This is a genomic window from Stutzerimonas stutzeri, from assembly GCF_024448955.1.
Classification (GTDB): Bacteria; Pseudomonadota; Gammaproteobacteria; order Pseudomonadales; family Pseudomonadaceae; genus Stutzerimonas; species Stutzerimonas stutzeri_AQ.
The window spans coordinates 23,030-42,675 of record NZ_JAMOIH010000024.1 but is presented as its reverse complement, the minus strand read 5'-3'; the positions used below and the strand labels follow the sequence as shown (position 1 = coordinate 42,675).

Here is a 19,646-nt window from a genome sequence, read left to right as displayed (position 1 = left end):
TCGGACTGCTCATTTAGACCACTAAATTCCGCGTCCTCGCCTGTTTTCAACGCAGTACTGCCTGCCTCGCCTACGTTTTTAGATGTGCCCTATAGCGGGTGCTGAGTTGCGATTTAGCAGGTTGCGCAGTTGATCTTTCTCCTCTGCGCTGAGTTCACCCTGGCGAGCTTTGCGGAGCAGCGATTCAAGGCTGCGTTCACGTTGTCTGGCGGCCAGAGTCTTAATGGTGTCGAAAAACTGTTGTTCAAGGTTATCGGCCGAGATCAGCCATTCTTTCTCCGCAAGTGCGCGTAAAAGGCGCCCTTGGTCGGTTCCATGCCAGCGAGCAATCAATTGCAGGCTGCGTAGCCTGGGATTCTTCTGCAGCGTGCCGAGAAGCGCGACGAGCAGTTGAGCGTAGGTGTCGTCTTCTGCGGCGAAATGACTCACATCTTCGACTTTCTGGGCAAGCTCCGGATGATGCAGCAGCGTGCGCAGTGTAGTCAGAGCCGGCGGCTCCACGGTGGCTGGTTTTCTTGGCACTCGGGCTTTAAAGTCTGGCTGCTGGCCGGGTTTTTTCCAGTCTTTCTTCCACTCTTTCTTGCCATTGCGTTTCGGCTGAGCCGGTTCGGACGGTACGTAATAGTCACCTTCGTCTTGCCCGGAGCCGGTGTCGTAATAGGCGCTGTCGTCGTATTCAGGGGTTGCGCCCGGTGATGCGGCACTCATCTGCTGAAGTGCGTCGCTATGCAATCCGGTGATCTCGCCGAGGCGCTGGCGCATCAGAGCGCGCAAGTTGGCGCCCGGTATTTTTTCGATGAGTGGCGCCGCCAGTGTGGCCAGGTGGGCCTTACCTTCCAGCGAGCGTGGGTCAGCTTCTTCGCTGAGTTGCTGGAAAAAGTAGTCGGCCAGTGGTTGGGCTTGTTGCTGTATTCGAGCCATGAAGGCATCGGTGCCTTCGCGGCGCACCAGGGTATCCGGATCGTCGCCTTCTGGCAGGAACAGAAAGCGTGCACGCCGGCCGTCCTGCAGATTCGGTAGCGCCGATTCCAGCGCTCGCCAGGCGGCCTTGCGGCCCGCTGCGTCGCCGTCGAAGCAGAAAAGCACGCTTGGCACGACGCGAAACAGTCGCTTGAGATGTTCGTCGCTGGTGGCGGTACCGAGTGTGGCGACGGCGTTGCGCAGCCCTTGTTGGGCCAGTGCGATCACGTCCATGTAGCCCTCAACGACCATGATCTCGTCCAGGTCGCGGTTGGCTTTGCGCGCTTCGTAAAGGCCATAGAGTTCCTGGCCCTTGTGGAAGACGGGTGTTTCCGGTGAGTTCAAATACTTAGGCTTATCGTCCCCTAGCACTCGGCCGCCGAAAGCAATGATGCGTCCTCGACTGTCGCGGATGGGAAACATCACGCGGTCGCGGAAGCGGTCGTAGCTTCTTCCGGTTTCAGCGTTCTCGATCAGCAGGCCGGCATCGATCATCGCCTTTTGCTGCAGGGCGTCGCCGCCCAGGTGCTTCATCAGGTTGTCCCAGCCGGGCGGCGCGAAACCGAGGCCGAAATCCCGGGCAATGGCGCCGGACAGGCCGCGGCCCTTGAGGTATTCCACCGCGGCCTTGCGGGCCGGGTGCCCCTTGAGCGCCTGACGGTAATACTCGGCGGCGGCATCCAGTAGCGGGTAGAGCGGCGAGTCCACCGGCTGACGCGGTTTGCGTCCGGGGCCGCTTTCTTCGCGGGGCACTTCCATGCCGGCGCGCTTGGCCAGTTCCTCGACGGCCTGGGGGAATTCCAGGCTGTCGTGATCCATGACGAAGCCGAGGGCGTTGCCGCCGGCGCCGCAGCCGAAGCAGTAATAGAACTGCTTGTCGGGGCTGACGCTGAACGACGGGGTCTTTTCCTTATGAAACGGGCAGCAGGCGGTGTAGTTCTTGCCGGTTTTTTTCAGCTGGATACGCGAACTCACCACTTCGACGATGTCGGAGCGGTTCAAGAGGTCATCGATGAACGATTGCGGTATCAGGCCGGCCATAGGGGTATGAGAATACGCTCGCAGTGTTCGGGCCGGAATGAAAAAAAACTCCGACCATTCGCCGGCTGGCGAAGCGGAGTCTCCTTCAATGCAAAGCCCGGCATAGGCCGGGCTTGATGCAGCTTCAGCTGTACTGGATCAGTACAGGCGAACGCTGCGGCGCTGTTCGCGCTGCACTTTCTTGGCGTGACGCTTGACTGCGGCAGCAGCTTTACGCTTGCGCTCGGCAGTGGGCTTCTCGTAGAACTCACGGCTGCGGACTTCGGCCAGCACGCCGGCTTTTTCGCAAGAACGCTTGAAGCGACGCAGAGCTACGTCGAATGGTTCGTTCTCTTTAACTTTAACGTTGGGCATCCAGGACGTACCTTCACTTGTTTACCGGTTACAACGCGCTTCGGCAAATGTTCGCGAGCACGCTGGTTTTAAGGGTTGCGGATGTTAACGCCTTGTCACGTGGAATGCAAAGCCCGCCGAGCGAAAAGCGCTGGTCGGTCGAAGGTCGCGGCGATTAATATGCGCGGCTTCATTCGCTTCTCTGAAGGTTGTGCCCATGCTGGTGCTGGGGCTGGAAACATCATGCGACGAGACCGGCGTCGCGCTGTACGACAGCGAACACGGCCTGCTGGCCGACGCCTTGTTCAGCCAGATCGACCTGCATCGCGTCTATGGCGGCGTGGTGCCGGAGCTGGCCTCGCGTGATCACGTCAAACGCATGTTACCGCTGATCCGTCAGGTACTCGACGAAGCCGGACGCGATTCGAGCCAGATCGATGCGGTTGCTTACACGGCTGGTCCCGGCCTTGTCGGGGCGTTGCTGGTGGGTGCGTCCTGTGCGCAGGCGATGGCCTTTGCCTGGGGCATTCCGGCAGTCGGGGTGCATCATATGGAAGGGCATCTGTTGGCGCCGATGCTCGAAGAGCATCCACCGGCGTTCCCCTTCGTCGCGTTGCTGGTATCCGGTGGCCATACGCAGCTGGTTCGTGTCGACGGTATCGGTCGTTATGAACTGCTGGGCGAGTCGGTGGACGACGCCGCCGGCGAGGCGTTCGACAAGACGGCCAAGCTCATGGGCTTGCGCTATCCAGGTGGCCCGGAAATCGCTGCGCTTGCCGAGCGCGGGACGCCGGGTCGATTCACCTTCCCGCGGCCGATGACCGATCGCCCGGGGCTGGATTTCAGCTTCAGCGGCCTCAAAACCTCGACCCTGACTACTTGGCAGCACTGCCGTAACGCCGGTGACGACGGCGAGCAGACTCGTTGCGATATCGCGCTGGCCTTTCAGCAGGCCGTCGTCGAGACGCTGACCATCAAGTGCCAGCGTGCCTTGAAGCAGACGGGCCTCAAGAGTCTGGTGATCGCCGGCGGCGTGAGTGCCAATCTGGCGCTGCGTAAGAGTCTCGAAGCCATGCTCGGTGAGTTGAACGGAAAGGTGTTCTATGCGCGGCCACGTTTCTGTACCGATAACGGCGCTATGATCGCGTACGCCGGTTGTCAGCGATTACTGGCTGGTCAGCAGGATGGCCCGGAAATCTCGGTTCAGGCGCGCTGGCCGATGGAGACGTTGCCAGCTGTATGACGTAGCAAACCGTCTAGAAATGCCGCTCCGTGCCTGCGAACAGGTCGCGCAAATTGATCCGGTGACGCCAGACGATAAGCGCGGCCAGCACGATCATGGGCAAGAGCGCGCCAGGCTGTTGCCAGGCCAGAAAGGGCAGGCAGAGCGGTAATGCAACAAGTGCGGCCAGCGAGCTGGTGCGAGTCGCTTTGAGCACCAGCAGCCAGATGATCAGCGCGAGCAGTGCGGTCGGTGGGTGAAGTCCGAGCAGGGCGCCGGCGGCGGTAGCCACGCCCTTGCCACCATGAAAGCGAAAGTACAGTGGATACAGATGACCGAGCACCGCTGCGAGCGCGATCCAGGCTTGCTGCTGGATAGAAAGGCCCAAAGCCGCAGCGAGCAAAACCGGCAGCAGGCCCTTGAGCAGATCGCCGATCAGGGTGGTGATTGCCAGACGTTTACCGGCAAGCCGCAGCATGTTGGTGGCGCCGGGATTGCCGGAGCCGCCGGCACGCGGATCGGGAGCACCCGCCAGGCGACTGAGTAGAATGGCGAATGATAGCGAGCCGGTCAGATAGGCGAGCAGTGTCAGTTGCCAGAACATGACATCCATCCGGGGCAGGGAGCTCCTGAGTCTAACGGCGCGTACTGGAATTGTCGTGCTGTGGGAGAGAGTTGCGTGGATACAGTTTTCATCGAGGGGCTGGAAGTGGACACGCTGATCGGCGCCTACGATTGGGAGCGCGGCATTCGGCAGTGCTTGCGTCTGGATCTGACGCTCGGCTGGGACATTCGCCCTGCCGCAGAGAATGACGAGCTGGACAAGGCGCTGGATTACGCCGAAGTGACCGCGACCATTGATCGCTTCGCACAGGCTTCTCGCTTCGAGCTGGTCGAAACCTTCGCCGAGCGGTTGGCTGCCAGTCTGATGAGCCAGTTCGGCATTCCTTGGCTGAGGCTGCGGGTCACCAAACCGGGCGTCAATACTCGCGCTTCGGCGTTGGGTGTGGAGATCGAACGCGGATGCCGCTGACTCGCGTACTGCTCGGGCTGGGCAGCAACAACAGGCGTGAACATAACCTGACCGCCGGTCTCGATGCGCTGGAGCAATTGCTCGGCGACATGCGCTGTTCGCCTGTCTTCGAAAGCTTGGCGGTGGGTTACAAGGGCGACAATTTCTACAACCTGGTCGTTTCCGGAATCACCGAATTGCCGCTGATGGAGCTGGATCGTCGGCTCAAGTTCATCGAGGCGGACAACGGTCGCTACGCGCCGGATCGCAAAGGCCTGCCGCTGGATATCGACGTGCTGATGTACGGCAATCTGGTGGGCAATTTTCATGGGCTGGAACTGCCGCGCCCTGAGACGCTGAAGAATGCCTTCGTGCTCTGGCCGTTGGCGCTGCTGGCGCCGGACGTACAGCATCCGATCGCGGGTTGCAATTTTGCCGAGCTTTGGCGGGATTCGGCGATCGAGCAAAAGCTCTGGCCTGTGGCTTTTCAATGGAAAGGAGCGGAGCTGACGCCGCTCGCCCTGTTGCACGACTGACGGCCACGCCAGCCACCATTTACGCCGCTGATCAATCGTGCCGTGTGGCGTTGGGGGCATGAGTCAGTCGGAGTGTGCTTTGTCGCAATACTGCCGAACCGCTTCCAGACGTTCGAGTTTGAGCGCCTCGCCCAGCTCCGCGCCCTTATAACCTCGCTCAATTAACGGCTTCACCTGTACCGATCGAGCGGACTCAGCGGCGCCACGTAGGTAATCGGCTTGGGGATAGCCGCCGATCACAAAATCAACACGGGCCCGCGCGTCCATTTCGCAGGCGGCAAGGAACAGTTCGAAGCGCTCCGGGCGGCGGTAGATGTCGAAGTGTTGTAGTACCTCGAACAGCATGAGCGCCGATAACCTCATTGCGTCATGACTGAACGCGAGAAACTCACCAGCCAGCATGGCCAGTTCCTGGCAATCTCGCGGAACCTTGTAACGGCGGTTGACGGCTTCGATTTGCTGCAGTTCCCGTTTGTGTGGCTCTGACGCCGAGTCACCCGGTGTAGCCGGCTGTCCCAGAGGCAGCAACAAACAAGTCCAGCGCACCGGCAGTGGTTGCTGATGCGCCGCGCATTCACGCATCACCCTGAGCAAATGCTCGGCGGCAGTAGTTTCGCAACCTTGCACGTCCGATTGCGGGGCGTTGAACAGCCGCTCGATTTCCGGAAACAGCTCCTTCAGCGCGCCGCAATCGTGCAATACCTGTACGAACACGTCAGGGCGAGGCTCCATCAGCGCGCGTGAAATTTCCTTCCAACTGCGTTCCGGTGTCAGCGCCTGGAGCTCACCTGATTCGGCAAGCTGGCGCATCAATGCCTGCGTTTCAGCGGCAACGCTGAAGCCGAGATCGGCATAACGCGCGGCAAAGCGGGCCACACGCAGTACCCTCAACGGATCTTCAGCGAAAGCGGAGGATACGTGGCGAAGTAGACGTGCCGACAGATCGGATTGGCCGCCGTAGGGGTCGATTAGTTGGCCATGCTCGTCCTCGGCCATGGCGTTGATGGTCAGGTCCCGCCGGTTCAGATCCTCTCCCAGCGTGACGTCGGGGCTCGTATAGAAGATGAAACCACCGTAGCCCCGGCCACTCTTGCGTTCGGTGCGGGCCAGCGCATATTCCTCGCCAGTAGCCGGATGCAGGAAAACCGGGAAATCCGCGCCCACCGGGCGAAAGCCCTTGGCCTGCATTTCTTCGGCGCTTGAGCCGACCACCACCCAATCCACCTCGGTTACCGGGCGCCCCAGTAAACGATCACGCACCGCACCACCGACTTTGTAGATCTGCATGTAGTCCTCCTGTGAGCGGAGGATAAAGGATAACGGCGGTGAGGCCGGAAAAAGTGCTGGAGGCTGATCCAAGCTTCAAGCTCGGTGCTCGTTCGGTCAGCCTCCGGGTCTTACTGTCAGTTCATGCCAGGAAATCTGCTTTCGCCCTCCGGTTCGACCCGGGGCGGCATGTGGTGCGTGGTGACGAGCTTGTCGTCCTGCATCGAGTGCAGATGAACGTCGAACCCCCAAAGCCGATGTAGGTGCTTGAGTATCTCGTCGGTGGAGCCGCCCAGTGGTTTGCGGTCGTGTTGCTGATGGCGCAGGGTCAGTGAGCGATCCCCGCGACGATCGACGCTCCATACCTGCACGTTGGGCTCGCGATTGCCAAGGTTGTACTGCGCTGCCAACAATTCGCGAATGGCGTGGTAGCCGTTTTCGTCATGAATGGCAGGGACCAGTAGTTCGTCTTTCTGATCGTCGTCGAGGATGCTGAACAACTTGAGATCGCGGATCACCTTCGGTGAGAGAAATTGCAGGATGAAGCTCTCATCCTTGAAGTTGTTCATCGCGAACTTCACCGTGGTCAGCCAGTCGCTGCCGGCAATGTCAGGGAACCAGCGCTTGTCTTCCTCGGTGGGGTTCTCGCAGATCCGGCGGATGTCCTGATACATGGCGAACCCAAGCGTGTAGGGGTTGATGCCGCTGTAATACGGACTGTCGAAGCCGGGTTGATAGATCACGCTAGTGTGCGACTGCAGAAATTCCATCATGAAACCGTCGGTCACCAAGCCCTCATCGTACAGATCGTTGAGCAGCGTGTAGTGCCAGAACGTCGCCCAACCCTCGTTCATCACCTGGGTCTGGCGCTGCGGATAGAAGTACTGCGCGATCTTGCGCACGATACGCACCACCTCGCGCTGCCACGGCTCCAGCAGAGGAGCGTGCTTCTCGATGAAATAGAGAATGTTCTCTTGCGGCTCGGCCGGGAAGCGCTGGTCACGTTGGCGCTCGTCGTCCTTTTCACCGAACTTGGGAATGGTCCGCCAGAGGTCGTTGATCTGCTTCTGCAGATGCTCCTCGCGGTCCTTCTGGCGACGCCGCTCCTCTTCGGCGGAAATGGGATAGGGGCGCTTGTAACGGTCGACGCCGTAATTCATCAGGGCATGGCAGGAATCGAGCAAGTCTTCCACCGCATCGATGCCGTGGCGTTCCTCGCACTGGGTGATGTACTGCTTGGCGAACACGAGGTAGTCGATGATCGAACTGGCATCGGTCCAGGTGCGGAACAAGTAGTTGCCCTTGAAGAAACTGTTGTGGCCGTAGCTGGCATGGGCGATTACCAACGCCTGCATGGTGATGGTGTTTTCTTCCATCAGATAGGCGATGCAGGGGTCGGAGTTGATTACGATCTCGTAGGCCAGTCCCATCTGGCCTCGCGTGTAGGATTTCTCGGTGCTGAGGAAATGCTTGCCATAGGACCAGTGGTGGTAGCCCAGCGGCATGCCCACCGAGGCGTAGGCGTCCATCATCTGCTCGGCGGTGATGACCTCGATCTGGTTCGGGTAGGTATCCAGCGCATAGCGCTCGGCGATACGTCCGATCTCGCGGTCGTAGGTACGGATCAGGTCGAAGGTCCATTCCGAGCCGGTGGATATGGGCTGTCGTTTCATGCTGCGTACCTCAGCTAGCCATGCGCCGCTGGAAGAGTTCGCGGAACACCGGATAGATGTCGCCTGCGGTCACCAGTTGCTGTTGGGCGAACGAGTCGCCGAAGGCTTCGGCCACCTGGTTGTACTCGTACCACAGCGCCTGATGTTCGCGCGGCGTGATCTCGACGTAGGTGAAATATTGGACAAACGGCATGATCTGGTTGATCAGGATGTCCCGGCAGATCGGCGAGTCATCGTTCCAGTTATCGCCGTCCGAAGCCTGCGCCGCATAGATGTTCCATTCATTGGCCGGATAACGCTCTGCCATGATCTCCTGCATCATTTTCAGAGCGCTGGAAACAATGGTTCCGCCGGTTTCTCGCGAATAGAAAAATTCCTCTTCATCGACCTCCTTGGCGCTGGTGTGGTGGCGGATGAACACCACGTCAATCTTGTCGTAGTTCCGTTTGAGGAATAGGTACAAGAGGATGAAGAAGCGTTTGGCGATGTCCTTGGTCGCCTGGGTCATGGAGCCGGAAACGTCCATCAGGCAAAACATCACGGCCTTGGAGCTGGGGTTGGGATGCTTGACCAGCAGGTTGTACTTGAGGTCGAAGGTGTCGAGGAAGGGCACACGATGGATGCGTGCGCTGAGCCGCTCGATTTCCTCTTCGGCCGCCTGGATGTCGGTGAAATTGGCGGGCTCTTCCAGTTTCAACCGCGCCAGTTCGGCTTTCACTTCACGCAATTTGGCGCGGCTGCTACCGGACAGAGCAATGCGACGCGCATGAGCCGAACGCAACGTGCGCACGATGTTGATGCGCGACGGATTGCCCTCGTTGCTGATGCCGGCGCGCACCGTCTTGAAGGTGTCGGTACCGGTCAGGTGACGCTTGACCAGATTGGGTAGCTCGAGGTCCTCGAACATGAAGTCGAGAAACTCTTCCTGAGTGATCTGAAAAACGAAGTCGTCCATGCCTTCGCCGTTATTGCTGGCCTTGCCGGCACCCTGACCCCCGCCACCGCCCTGCGGCCGTGGAATGCGCTCACCGGCGATGAACTCCTTGTTGCCGGGATGAACAATGGTCTGCCGACCGCCGCGTCCGTGATGCAGGATCGGCTCGTCGATATCGCGACCGGGAATGCTGATCTGCTCACCATGTTCCATATCGGTGATGGAGCGGCGTCCCACAGCCTCTTCGACCGCTTTCTTGATATGCCCGCGGTATCGCTGCAGGAATCGCTGGCGGTTCACCGTGCTTTTGTTCTTGCCGTTCAGGCGACGGTCGATCACGTAGCTCATACGAGCCCTCCGGGTCGAGCTGGAAGTCGTAAGCTCGAAGCTGGAAGTGCTGCTTTGGCTTCCAGCTTCAAGCTCTCAGCTGCTTTACTGTGATTTCCGTACCCGCAGATACCATTCCGAAAGCAGGCGAACCTGTTTCTCCGTGTAGCCGCGCTCGACCATGCGCACGACGAAGTCGTTGTGCTTCTTCTGATCTTCCTTGCTGGCTTTGGCGTTGAAGCTGATGACAGGTAGTAGGTCCTCGGTGTTGGAGAACATCTTCTTCTCGATCACCACGCGCAGCTTCTCGTAGCTGAGCCAGCTCGGATTTTTGCCGTTGTTGTTGGCCCGCGCGCGCAGGACGAAGTTGACGATCTCGTTGCGGAAATCCTTCGGGTTACTGATGCCGGCGGGTTTCTCGATCTTCTCCAGCTCCTCGTTCAGAGCCATGCGGTTGAGGATTTCGCCGGTTTCCGGGTCGCGGTATTCCTGATCTTGAATCCAGAAGTCCGCGTAGAGCACGTAGCGGTCGAAGATGTTCTGGCCGTACTCGCTGTAGGACTCCAGGTAAGCGGTCTGGATTTCCTTGCCAATGAAGTCGACGTAACGCGGAGCGAGGTACTCCTTGATGAAGCGCAGGTAACGCTCGCGCACCTCGGCCGGGAATTGCTCTTGCTCGATCTGCTGCTCCAGCACATAGAGCAGGTGCACCGGGTTGGCGGCGATTTCGTGCGGATCGAAGTTGAACACCTTGGACAGGATCTTGAAGGCGAAGCGGGTCGACAGGCCATTCATGCCTTCGTCAACGCCGGCGGTGTCACGGTATTCCTGGATCGACTTGGCCTTCGGATCGGTATCTTTCAGATTCTCGCCATCGTAGACGCGCATCTTCGAGTAGATATTGGAGTTTTCCGGCTCCTTCAGGCGGCTCAGCACGGAAAATTGCGCCAGCATCTTCAGCGTATCGGGGGCGCAGTGGGCCTTGGACAACGAGCTGTTGAACAGGAGTTTGTCGTAAATCTTGATCTCATCGGTGACCCGCAGGCAGTACGGCACCTTGACGATGTAGATCCGGTCGATGAAGGCTTCGTTGTTCTTGTTGTTGCGGAAGGTGTGCCACTCCGACTCGTTGGAGTGGGCCAGCAAAATGCCGTTGTAGGGAATCGCGCCGAGGCCTTCGGTGCTGTTGTAGTTGCCTTCCTGAGTGGCGGTCAGCAATGGATGCAGCACCTTGATCGGCGCCTTGAACATCTCGACGAATTCCATCATGCCTTGGTTGGCGCGGCAGAGTGCACCAGAGTAGCTATAGGCATCAGCGTCGTTCTGCGGAAACTCCTCGAGCTTACGGATATCGACTTTACCGACCAGAGCTGAAATGTCCTGGTTGTTCTCATCGCCCGGTTCGGTCTTGGCAACGGCGATCTGATTGAGGATCGAGGGATAGAGCTTGACCACGCGGAACTGACTGATGTCGCCGCCAAATTCCTGCAAACGCTTGGTGGCCCAGGGTGACATGATCGAGTTCAGATAGCGGCGTGGGATGCCATAGTCTTCTTCGAGGATCTGCGCATCCTCGGCCGGGTTGAACAAGCCCAGCGGCGACTCGAAAACCGGCGAGCCCTTGATGGCGTAAAAGGGCACCTTTTCCATCAACTGCTTGAGCTTTTCAGCGAGCGATGACTTGCCGCCGCCAACCGGACCGAGCAGATAAAGAATCTGCTTCTTCTCTTCGAGTCCCTGCGCGGCATGGCGGAAATAGGAGACGATTTGATCGATGCAGTCTTCCATGCCATGAAAGTCTTCGAAGGCGGGGTAGCGGCGGATCACCTTGTTGGAAAAGATTCGGGAAAGGCGTGAGTCGGTCGAGGTGTCGATCAGCTCGGGTTCACCGATTGCCATCAATAGACGCTCGGCTGCAGTGGCGTAGGTACCCCGGTCTTCCTTGCACAGATCGAGGTACTCCTGAAGCGAATACTCTTCCTGGCGGGTTGCTTCGAATCGTTGCTGGAAATGGCTGAAAATGCTCATGACTTCACCTCGGACGATGCTCGGAGCCGGTGTTGTCATCAGGCATTCAGGTGCGGCCGACTGATCGACCTGTGGAGTTCCCCCGAACACCTAATGGTTAAAACCTGAGGCCCGGTAGCCGGTAGATGGCTTCCACCTGTTTGGATGGCCTTAACTGAAGGATAGTTCGGATTCAGCAAATTCAAGGGAAGAGAGAGGCAATAACCGCTGCGTTTCGTCGGACGATCAGCGCAAGGCCGCGCAATATGCGGCGTAACGGGCGATATTTTTTTACAGCGGATCGCCTTGTTCGACGTCCTGCGGGAAGGTCTGCCGCCACAGCTCAAAGCCACCGTCGAGGCTGTAGACGTCGGAAAATCCTTGGTTGATGAGGTAGGCCGCGGCGCTCTGACTGGAGTGGCCGTGGTAGCAAGTGACGATGAGCGGATGATCCAAGTCCGCCGCCGCGATGAAATCGGGCAGCGATTGATTGTCGAGATGCGTCGATCCGCTGATGTGGCCGTTGGAGTAACTGTGTGGATCACGAATATCGACGATCACGCCGCCTTCGCTGCGCAGCGCCTGGGCCTGCTCTGGGGAGATGCGTTTGAAGTCGGTCATGGTTTTGCCTCGCAGTCACAGTGGTGCAGTTCGTTGCTGTCGACGTTCATCAGGGTCATGGTGTTGCCCCATACGCAGCCGGTATCCAAGGCATAGACGTTGGGCTCGTCGCAATGGCCTTCCAGTGCCGCCCAATGGCCGAAGATAATCTTGCATCCTCGGGTCTTGCGGTTGGGGTGGCTGAACCAGGGCTCGAAGCCCGGCGGCGCCGAATCCAACCCGTCCTTGGCCTGCAACTCCAGCGTGCCGTCGGCCTTGCAGAACCGCATGCGGGTGAAATAGTTAGTGATCAGGCGCAGCCGCGGCACGCCCTGCAGCTCTTTGTTCCACTTGGCCGGCTGGTTGCCATACATGCCGTCGAGAAAGGGCGGCAGCAAGGCGTCGTCGCGCAATGCCTGCTCGACTTCTGCGGCGCGCCGGAGTGCCTTAGCCAGCGTCCATTGGGGTGGAATGCCGGCGTGGACCATGGTTGTCTCTCGTTCGGCGTCGTGATGGATCAATTTCTGCTGGCGCAGCCAGTCGATCAGGTCCGCTCGATCAGGTGCGTCGAGGATGGGTTTGAGCGTGTCGGATCTTTTTAGCCGCTCGATATTGTGCGCAACGGCTACCAGATGCAGATCGTGATTGCCCAGCACCGTAACGCCCGAGGTGCCCAAGTCACGCACGAAACGCAGCGCCTCGAGCGACTGTGGGCCTCGGTTGACCAAATCTCCGGCGAGCCACAGGCGATCGCGTGAGGGGCTGAAATCGACCCGCTGCAGCAGGCATCGAAGAGGTTCGAGGCAACCTTGCAGGTCGCCGACAGCATAGGTAGTCAATGCAGAGCTCCGGGTACGGCCAGCCGGAAAGGCGCAATCGCGGCTTCGAAGCGGTGTCCATCTTCGGCCAGCATCTGATAGCTGCCCTGCATCGTGCCGACGCGGGAGGTCATCAGCGTACCGCTGGTGTAGACGTGACGTTGGCCCGGTGCGATCACCGGCTGTTCGCCGACCACGCCGGCGCCGCGTACTTCCTGCACCTGTCCGTCGCCGTCGGTGATGATCCAGTGGCGAGACAGCAGTTGTGCGGTCAGCTGGCCTTTGTTTTCGATCGTTACCCTGTAGGCAAAGGCATAACGGTTTTGTTCCGGCTGCGACTGGTCGGCCAGGTATGTCGGGCTGACACTGACGTTGAACCAGTAGCGGGGGTCTTCGGACATGGGGACTCCTGCGGGTGGGCTTTGCCTTCAGTCGCGGGCGGCAAGTTGATCTGACAATCTGACGAACGCGGCCAGATCCAGCTGTTCCGGACGCAGGCTGCCGTCGACATCGGCCGCGGCGATGGCATCCGCGTCGAGCAGCCCTTTGAGTGTATTGCGCAGCGTCTTGCGGCGCTGATTGAAAGCCTGACGGACCACGATTTCCAACTGGCGATGGTCGCGCGCCGGATGCGGCAGCACCTCGTGCGGGACTAGACGCACGATGGCCGATTCGACCTTGGGTGCCGGATTGAAGGCGCCAGGCCCCACATTGAACAGATGCTCTACACGGCAGTGATATTGCACCATGATCGACAGACGCCCCCAGTCTCCACCGCCTGGCTGCGCAGCGAGTCGCTCGACCACTTCCTTCTGCAACATGAAATGCATGTCGCGGATCAGCCCGGCATGGTCGAGCAGGTGAAAGATCAGCGGTGTGGAAATGTTGTACGGCAGGTTGCCGACGATGCGCAGGCTGCCGGGCTCTTGACTCAATTGGGCGAAGTCGAACTTCAGTGCGTCACCCTGGTTGAGCGCGAAGTTGTCTCGATCGGCGAATTTTTGCTGAAGGATTGGAATCAGGTCCAGATCGAGTTCAACCACATCCAGCTGCGCACCGCTGTCGAGCAGGCCTTCGGTCAGGGCGCCCTGACCCGGCCCGATCTCGACGATTCGCTCGCCCGGCTTGGCATGGATGGCGCGCAGGATGCGATGGATCACGCCAGCGTCGTGGAGGAAATTCTGGCCGAAACGCTTGCGCGCGCGGTGTTGGTAGTCGGACATCGAAAGCTCCAGGGAGCAGCTTGAAGCCAGAAGCTTGAAGCTGGAAGCGGATAAGGCGCGCATTTTAGCAGGCTGTAAGAAGGGAAAGACGATAACGGCGCTGGAGGCTGGAAGGCGGAACGAGACGGCCGTGTTGACGTAGGACGGGTGCAACCGCCGAACGGAGTTCGGCATCGGACAGTTAGCCGGCTGTAACTCGTCCTATGATTCGCGACGGTAAAAAGAGATACATCCTACTTACCGAGAAGCAGCGGCAGTAAAGCCAATCGCTACGCTATCCGGGTTCAGCTTCCAGCTCAGCTTGGGCTGGCCATCTGATACGCCGTTTCCAGCGCTACCTGCAGGCTACCGGTATCGATTAGCCCTGTGCCGGCGAGGTCCAGTGCGGTGCCATGGTCGACCGACGTACGTACGATCGGTAGGCCCAAGGTCACGTTGACGGCCGCGCCGAAGCCTTTGTATTTGAGTACTGGCAAACCCTGGTCGTGATACATCGCCAGCACCGCGTCGCAGGTGTCGAGGTGCTTCGGTGTGAACAGGGTGTCGGCCGGTAGCGGGCCGATCAGATTCAGGCCATCACTGCGCAGACGCTGCAGGGTCGGTTCGATGATTTCGATTTCCTCGCGGCCCAGATGCCCGCCCTCGCCAGCATGGGGGTTGAGCCCGCAGACCAGAATACGCGGCTGCGCAATGCCGAATTTGCCGACCAGATCGGCATGCAGGATGCGGGCGACACGTTCCAGCCGCTCGGTGGTGATCGCCGCCGCGACGTCTTTGAGCGGCAGATGAGTGGTGACCAGCGCCACACGCAGGCCGCGAGTGGCCAGCATCATCACCACTTGCTCGGCGCCGGTCAGTTTGGCGAGGAATTCGGTGTGACCGGAGAAAGGAATGCCCGCTTCGTTGATCACACCCTTGTGCACCGGCGCGGTGATCATGCCGGCGAAGGCGCCATCGATGCAGCCCTGACCAGCCCGCGTCAGTGTCTCCAGTACGTAGTGGCCGTTGTGCGGGTTCAGCTGACCCGCAGCTACCGGCGCCGGAAGCGGCGTATCCCAGACATATAGACTGTTGGGCGGTGCCGGTACGGCTGGCCAAGCGCCTGGACCAACATCGAGAAGGTCGATGGCTAGTCCCAACTGTTCGGCGCGTTCGGCCAGCAGCGCACGGCTGGCGATGGCAACTAGCGCCCGGGGTTGGGCTTCGCGAGCCAGCAGCAGGCAAAGATCTGGACCGATGCCGGCCGGCTCTCCGGGTGTCAGGGCGAAGGGAAGGGACATAGGGCCTCCAGCGGGTAGAGCGACAAGCGAAGGGCAGCTACAAGCTGCAAGCGACAACTCAGGAGCCGCGGGCTAACAAAGACGCTGAGGCCGAGCGAAAAGATCTCGCTGACATGGGGCGGATGCAGCCTTGTCGAGCGGAGCTGGCGTCGTACCTTGGCGGGTTACACCCGCCCTACGGTTTTTGGTGGATCGCATGATCCACTTTGCACATCGAGAGTAGCGGCAAGCTTCAAGCTAGATGCGGCAAGCTGCCAATCACCACGCTAATTTGCTTCCAGCTTCCAGCTTCCAGCTTCCAGCCTAGAGCTTGATTTCCACATAGGCTTCATCGCGTATCTGACGCAGCCAGGCTTGCAGCTCTTCTTCATATTTACGGTTGCGCAGCAAGTTGAGCGCCTGTTGCTCGCGAAACTCTTCGCTGGCGTCCGTCGCACGGCGCCCAAGGACTTCCAGGATGTGCCAGCCGTACGGGGTCTTGAAGGCTTCGGACAGCTGGCCGCTCGGGGTGTTGGCCATCACTTCGCGGAATTCCGGTACCAGCGAACTCGGGTCGATCCAGTTCAGGTCGCCTCCGTTGAGCGCGGAGCCCGGGTCTTCGGAAAAATTCTTCGCCAGTTCAGAGAAACTCTCGCCCGCGAGAATACGCTCGCGCAGGCGCTCGACGAGACGTCGGCTTTCTTCTTCGCTACGGATCTGGCTGGGCTTGATCAGGATATGGCGGACATGAATCTCGTCGCGAACCTGAGTATCTCCGCCGCGCTTGTCGAGCACCTTGAGCATGATGAAGCCCGGCGGGGTACGCACCGGCTGGGTGAAGTCACCGACCTCCATCGTGCTGACTTCAGTGTCGAACGGTGGCGGCAGCTGAGCGGCTTTACGCCACCCCATGTCGCCGCCTTCCAGCGCGTTTTCACTGGCTGAGCGCGACACCGCCAGCCTGGCGAAATCTGCGCCCTGCTGGAGTTGTTGATAGGTGTCCATCGCCATTTCTTCGGCCGCCTGGATCGTGGCCGAATCAGCCGACTCGGGAACCGGAATCAGGATGTTGGCCAGCCGGTACTCTTCGGAAAGCTGCAGTTTCCCGAGATCGGAGGCCAGGAAGTTTTCGACTTCCTGATTGGAAATCTGAATGCGTTCGGCGATACGACGCTGGCGCACTCGACTGATGACCATCTCGCGGCGAATCTGCTCGCGAGCGGTTTCCAGGCTCAAACCGTCTCGCTCCAGAGCCGCGCGGAACTGGTCCAGGGTCATGCTGTTGCGCTGGGCAATGGTCCCCATGGCCTGGTTGAGTTCTTCATCGGAGATGCGGATGCCCGAACGATCGCCAATCTGCAGCTGGAGATTTTCAGTGATCAGGCGTTCCAGCACCTGTTGCTGCATGACGTCCTGCGGTGGCATTTCGGCGCCGCGCTTCTCGATGGTCTGCTCGACTTCGCGGAGACGCTGGTCCAACTGGCTCTGCATGATCACGTCGTTGTCAACGATGGCCACGATACGGTCGAGCGGGCGCACCTCGGCTGAGGCAGTCGTGGCGATAGTCGCGCATCCCAGTAGGAGGGTGCCCGCCACCAGCGGGCGCAGGTAATCAGAAAGCTTGATCTTCACGTTCACGGTAGCCTTGTATGCCTTCGTCGAGGAATGTCTCGGTGGCGCTGCCGAACACGCCGCCGAGTCCCTTGAGGACGATTTGCAGGAAGATGCCATTGTCTGGCTCGTCGTTCTGCGATGGGTTGAGACTGGTTTCGTCGTAATCGATCCAGTAACGGTTGATCAGGCGCAGCTTCCAGCAGCAGCTGTCGTACTCGAAGCCTCCGAAAGCTTCCAGCGTACGGTTGCGGCTGTAGTCGTGCTGCCAGCGCGCGATCACACTCCACTGCGGCGCGACTGGCCAGATAGTGGAGAAGTCGTGCTGGTTGATCTTGTAGTAGTCCTTGATGTATTCGGGCGAGCCCGGCGCGCCGTAATCGCCGCCATAGGACCACTGACCGGTCGCCTGATCGAAGCGGATGGTATCGTTGCGATAGCGGTACCCGATATTGACGATTTTTCGCGGATTGTCCGCTGGTTGGTAGTGAAACATGGCGCTGCCGGAGCGCGTCCGGCTTGCGTCCGGGTCCCAGTTGAAGGTGGAGGTGAAGCGCCAATCGCGGTTGTAGCGGTACATGTATTCCAGTGCATAGGGAGATACATCTGACTGGGTGTCAGGGCGATCCGCAGCTGTCATTCCAGGTAGCTGCACTTCGCGATCACGGAAGTAGAAAGCTTGGCCGATACTAAAGCGCTGCCGCTCCAGCCCGTTCGGCTCGATCCAGCGATTGGTCACGCCGAGGGATATCTGATTAGCGTCGCCGATACGATCCTTGCCGGAGAAGCGGTTTTCGCGCCACAGCGACGAATAACTGAAGGTGCTCTCGCCGGTATCGAATATTGGAATGCCGTCCTGATCTTCTTCTGGTACGTAGAGATAGAACGCTCGGGGTTCAAGGCTCTGACGGTAATCCTTGCCAAACCATTGAGTGTCGCGATCGAAATAAAGACCGCTATCGACGCTGAAGATCGGCACGCTGCGATCCGGTGAGTCGTTGAAGTCGCTCACCTGGCCGCGCCCGGTATTGTCCAGCGTCAGGTCATACTTTGTGTATGCGTACTTTAATGAGGGTTTGATGAAGCCCCAGCTCCAATTGAGCGGCAGGCTGACACCTGGCTCCAGGTGCAGACGCTCGCCTTCGGCGCGAGTAAGACCGCTCAGGCGATCGTCATACCAGCGCTCGTCGATACCGTCTTCGTTCTGAAAGAATCCGTCACGCAGACTCCGCTGGAAGCTGACGAACTCAGTGTTATAGGCAAAACGCAGACCGCCCGGCTGGAACGGCAGGGTGCCATTGAGCGTCAGCTGCGGTAGCCGCTCGTACGGCGTGATATCAACGACGGTAGCGCGTTCGTAAGCATGCACGTTCAACCGCGCGGTATAGCTGTCGCCGCGCCAGGTCAGAGTGCCGCGCTGATCGAGATGATCCGGCTGGCTGATGCCTAATTGGGTATCCAGATCCTGGAAGTAATAAGGATCGCTGATGTCCGTATAGTCGACTTCAGCCAGCAGGCGTGAGTCCAAACCGGTCCGGTGCTGCCAGCTGTACATCCAGCGCTGGTCTTCGTATTCGGATTGCAGCTCACGATCATCGTTGCTGTCGTCCAGATAGGCTGCGCCGAACTGACCTTCGCTGCTGCGGGTCAGGTAGCGAAACTCGCCTTCCATCAACAGACCGCGATCGGACATGTAGTTCGGGTAGAGCGTGGCGTCGAAGTTCGGCGCCAGATTGAAATAGTACGGCGTGACCAGCGTAAGCCCGCTATCGCTCGAGGAGCTGATGCTTGGCGCAAGAAAGCCGGACTGGCGACGGTCATCGATCGGGAAATGGATATAGGGCGTGTAGAACACCGGAATGTCCTTGACCCGCAGCGTCACGTTGGTCGCCGAGCCGAAGCCGGTGGCGGGGTTCAACGTGACGTTATTGCCCCTCAGGTGCCAGCTGTTTTCGCCTGGTTCGCAACTGGTGTACGTCCCGTCCTTGAGGCGGATAATGGCATCGTCTGTACGTTTGGCGTACAGCGCGCTGCCGCGGATCCTGCCTTCATGGACCACGTATTCAGCATTTTCGACCTGGGCTTCGCCGGTGTCGAGGAATATCTCGGCACGATCACCGACCATCAGGGCACCCTGATCCCGCAGGCGAACATTGCCTTTCAGCTCGCCGCGGTTTTCCAGCTGATAGAGACTGGCTTCATCGGCTTCGGCCTGGATGCTGCCCTGACGCAATACCACATCACCGGCCAGCGTCGCGATTTCCTGTTGCTGCTCGTAGCGCGTGGCTTTCGCAGAAACATAGGTCGGCGCCTCGCTCATTGGCGTGTCGTCGAACCGGCCGGGGCGGCTCGGCTCAACATAGGTGCCGGCGCAGTAGGGGCCTGTTTCCGCCAGCTGGGCATCGGTCAGCTGATCACGAGGTACCCAGTCCAGGTGGCTGTAATCGGCGCTGCGCGAGGCGAGCGCGCGGCCCTTGCTTTCGGTGACCAGTTTGGTGGTGGCTGCCTGGCGCTCGGCCTTGTCGGTGCGAGGCTGGGCGGTGCTCGTGTCGCTGGCCGCGCTGCCACGATGTACGGGGCGTGGTGGGAGGTTGGAGCTGGCGGTGTCGGATGCGCAACTCCAGCCCCCGTTGGGGCCAGGCTGACAGGCAAACTGTTCGGCTGCGATAACAAGTGGAGTCGCTACAGGTTGCAATGCGAGCAGACCGCCAGTAACCAGTAGGGGGAATTTTTTACGAAAAGCGGGATATTTGACTGCCATCTTGTTTTTTGATCCGTGCTTACGGCGAGCCATCGGCCGGGCTGGGCCGCACGCCTCTCGATG

At 59.6% G+C, this 19,646-nt stretch carries 17 protein-coding genes; 3 read left to right on the top strand and 14 right to left on the bottom strand.

What is annotated here, in order from left to right; all coding sequences use genetic code 11:
* Positions 1-78: 78 nt before the first annotated feature.
* Together dnaG and rpsU are read right to left on the bottom strand one after the other, a co-directional pair.
* Positions 79-2,001 carry a DNA primase gene (gene dnaG, locus NA645_RS19780; protein WP_256050371.1) on the bottom strand — a complete coding sequence of 641 codons (1,923 nt, stop codon included), beginning with the start codon at positions 1,999-2,001 and terminating at the stop codon, positions 79-81.
* 138 nt (positions 2,002-2,139) lie between these two features.
* Entirely contained in the window at positions 2,140-2,355 is a 216-nt protein-coding gene (gene rpsU / locus NA645_RS19775) for a 30S ribosomal protein S21 (protein ID WP_003283508.1), read from the bottom strand.
* A 196-nt stretch (positions 2,356-2,551) separates the two neighbouring features.
* On the opposite strand from rpsU, the gene tsaD reads away from it, so the two are divergent.
* Positions 2,552-3,577 carry a tRNA (adenosine(37)-N6)-threonylcarbamoyltransferase complex transferase subunit TsaD gene (gene tsaD / locus NA645_RS19770; protein WP_256050370.1) on the top strand — a complete coding sequence of 342 codons (1,026 nt, stop codon included), beginning with the start codon at positions 2,552-2,554 and terminating at the stop codon, positions 3,575-3,577.
* Positions 3,578-3,590: 13 nt separating this feature from the next.
* On the opposite strand, the gene plsY is transcribed toward tsaD, so the two are convergent.
* Entirely contained in the window at positions 3,591-4,160 is a 570-nt protein-coding gene (gene plsY / locus NA645_RS19765) for a glycerol-3-phosphate 1-O-acyltransferase PlsY (protein ID WP_256050369.1), read from the bottom strand.
* Between the two features lie 75 nt (positions 4,161-4,235).
* Between plsY and folB the strand changes: the two genes are divergently transcribed.
* Together folB and folK are read left to right on the top strand one after the other, a co-directional pair.
* Complete coding sequence (gene folB, locus NA645_RS19760) at positions 4,236-4,589, top strand: dihydroneopterin aldolase (protein WP_256050368.1); 354 nt, start codon at positions 4,236-4,238, stop codon at positions 4,587-4,589.
* Complete coding sequence (gene folK, locus NA645_RS19755) at positions 4,580-5,104, top strand: 2-amino-4-hydroxy-6-hydroxymethyldihydropteridine diphosphokinase (RefSeq protein WP_256050367.1); 525 nt, start codon at positions 4,580-4,582, stop codon at positions 5,102-5,104. Before folB ends, folK begins: the two co-directional genes overlap by 10 nt.
* A gap of 63 nt (positions 5,105-5,167) precedes the next feature.
* Here folK and NA645_RS19750 read toward each other — a convergent pair whose 3' ends face one another.
* From NA645_RS19750 to NA645_RS19700, 11 genes are all read right to left on the bottom strand, one after another.
* On the bottom strand, positions 5,168-6,391 hold the full coding sequence (locus tag NA645_RS19750) for a multifunctional CCA addition/repair protein (protein WP_256050366.1): 1,224 nt from the start codon (positions 6,389-6,391) through the stop codon (positions 5,168-5,170).
* Positions 6,392-6,507: 116 nt separating this feature from the next.
* A complete protein-coding gene (locus NA645_RS19745; RefSeq protein WP_256050365.1) occupies positions 6,508-8,043 on the bottom strand; it encodes a SpoVR family protein in 1,536 nt (511 codons plus the stop codon).
* A 10-nt stretch (positions 8,044-8,053) separates the two neighbouring features.
* Entirely contained in the window at positions 8,054-9,325 is a 1,272-nt protein-coding gene (locus NA645_RS19740) for a YeaH/YhbH family protein (protein WP_131651827.1), read from the bottom strand.
* An 84-nt stretch (positions 9,326-9,409) separates the two neighbouring features.
* Positions 9,410-11,332, bottom strand: a complete 1,923-nt coding sequence (locus tag NA645_RS19735; protein ID WP_256050364.1) for a PrkA family serine protein kinase — start codon at positions 11,330-11,332, stop codon at positions 9,410-9,412.
* A 270-nt stretch (positions 11,333-11,602) separates the two neighbouring features.
* A complete protein-coding gene (gene glpE, locus NA645_RS19730) occupies positions 11,603-11,932 on the bottom strand; it encodes a thiosulfate sulfurtransferase GlpE (RefSeq protein ID WP_256050363.1) in 330 nt (109 codons plus the stop codon).
* Positions 11,929-12,750, bottom strand: coding sequence for a symmetrical bis(5'-nucleosyl)-tetraphosphatase (locus NA645_RS19725; protein ID WP_256050362.1), 822 nt, complete (start codon positions 12,748-12,750; stop codon positions 11,929-11,931). The genes glpE and NA645_RS19725 overlap by 4 nt, the downstream gene beginning before the upstream one ends.
* A complete protein-coding gene (apaG, locus tag NA645_RS19720) occupies positions 12,747-13,130 on the bottom strand; it encodes a Co2+/Mg2+ efflux protein ApaG (protein ID WP_256050361.1) in 384 nt (127 codons plus the stop codon). The genes NA645_RS19725 and apaG overlap by 4 nt, the downstream gene beginning before the upstream one ends.
* Positions 13,131-13,157: 27 nt before the next feature.
* On the bottom strand, positions 13,158-13,952 hold the full coding sequence (gene rsmA, locus NA645_RS19715) for a 16S rRNA (adenine(1518)-N(6)/adenine(1519)-N(6))-dimethyltransferase RsmA (RefSeq protein WP_256050360.1): 795 nt from the start codon (positions 13,950-13,952) through the stop codon (positions 13,158-13,160).
* A gap of 296 nt (positions 13,953-14,248) precedes the next feature.
* A complete protein-coding gene (gene pdxA, locus NA645_RS19710; protein ID WP_256050359.1) occupies positions 14,249-15,232 on the bottom strand; it encodes a 4-hydroxythreonine-4-phosphate dehydrogenase PdxA in 984 nt (327 codons plus the stop codon).
* 303 nt (positions 15,233-15,535) lie between these two features.
* A complete protein-coding gene (locus NA645_RS19705; protein ID WP_256050374.1) occupies positions 15,536-16,843 on the bottom strand; it encodes a peptidylprolyl isomerase in 1,308 nt (435 codons plus the stop codon).
* Positions 16,824-19,583: an LPS-assembly protein LptD gene (locus tag NA645_RS19700; RefSeq protein WP_256050358.1), complete on the bottom strand. Its 2,760-nt coding sequence runs from the start codon at positions 19,581-19,583 to the stop codon at positions 16,824-16,826. Before NA645_RS19700 ends, NA645_RS19705 begins: the two co-directional genes overlap by 20 nt.
* Positions 19,584-19,646 lie beyond the last annotated feature (63 nt).